This is a genomic window from Pseudomonas sp. EYE_354, from assembly GCF_023148575.1.
Lineage (GTDB): Bacteria > Pseudomonadota > Gammaproteobacteria > Pseudomonadales > Pseudomonadaceae > Aquipseudomonas.
Genome location: NZ_JAHXNQ010000036.1, coordinates 1 through 1,235 on the forward strand (window position 1 = coordinate 1; position 1,235 = coordinate 1,235).

General features: G+C 56.7%; 1 protein-coding gene. It reads left to right on the forward strand.

The window, feature by feature from the left end; translation table 11 throughout:
* Positions 1-64 precede the first annotated feature (64 nt).
* Positions 65-1,227, forward strand: a protein-coding gene (locus KZX66_RS26320; RefSeq protein ID WP_248084121.1) for an IS3 family transposase whose coding sequence is annotated in 2 segments (ribosomal slippage) — positions 65-317 and positions 317-1,227 — 1,164 coding nt in all. Because the reading frame shifts where the segments join, the coding sequence is not laid out codon by codon here.
* The last annotated feature ends 8 nt before the right edge of the window (positions 1,228-1,235 follow it).

The following is a 1,235-nucleotide window of genomic DNA, read 5'->3' on the forward strand; positions in this document are numbered from 1 at the left end:
TGTAGTGGTCTAATGAAACCGGACACCCATCTAGGCGAGAATGCTCGCCAGAACGAGGTGTCAGATGACCAAACAACGCCGTACCTTTTCCCCTGAATTCAAACGCGAGGCTGCCGACCTCGTTCTCAAGCAGGATTACAGCTTCATTGAGGCCAGCCGCTCGCTTGGTGTCGGCGAGTCGGCTTTGCGCCGATGGGTCGACCAAGTGCAGCAAGAACGCACGGGCGTCACCCCGCAGAGCAAAGCGCTGACCCCGGAGCAGCAGAAAATCCAAGAGCTGGAAGCCCGAATTGCTCGCCTTGAGCGGGAAAAGTCGATCTTAAAAAAGGCTACCGCGCTCTTGATGTCGGAAGATCTCGAGCGTTCGCGCTGATTGACCAGTTGAGCATCCACGAGCCGGTTGATTGGCTGTGCATGGTGTTTGAAGTGACCCGCTCGTGCTACTACGCTCGGCGTCTCAGGCGCCGCACACCGGATGTAGAACGCCTTCGATTGCGCAGTCGGGTGAACGAGTTGTTCACCCAAGGCCGCAGTGCTCCCGGTAGCCGTAGCATCATGGCCATGATGCAGGACGACGGCGAGCAGATCGGGCGATTCAAAGTGCGCAGCCTGATGCGCGAGCTGGAGTTGGTCAGCAAACAGCCGGGATCGCATGCTTACAAAAAGGCGACGGTCGAGCGGCCCGACATTCCTAATATTTTGAACCGGGAGTTTGATGTGCCGGCTCCTGACCACGTCTGGTGTGGCGATATCACTTACATCTGGGCTCAAGGGAAATGGCAGTATCTGGCGGTTGTGCTGGACCTTTTTGCCCGCCGTGTTGTGGGCTGGGCATTGTCGGGAAAGCCGGATGCCGACTTGGTCATCAAGGCCTTGGACATGGCTTACGAGCAGCGAGGGAAGCCTCAAGGTCTGCTGTTCCACTCCGACCAAGGCTCGCAATATGGAAGCCGGAGTTTTCGTCAGCGCCTTTGGCGATATCGCATGCGTCAGAGCATGAGCCGGCGAGGAAATTGTTGGGATAACGCGCCAATGGAGCGGGTGTTCAGGAGCCTGAAAACCGAGTGGATACCGGCCATGGGCTACACGACTGTCCAACAAGCTCAGCGGGATATCAGCCATTTTTTGATGCACCGATACAACTGGATTCGACCGCACCAATTTAATGGTGGGCTGCCACCGGCTCAGGCCGAAAAAAAACTTAACGTCGTGTCCGGGATTAGTTGACCACTACA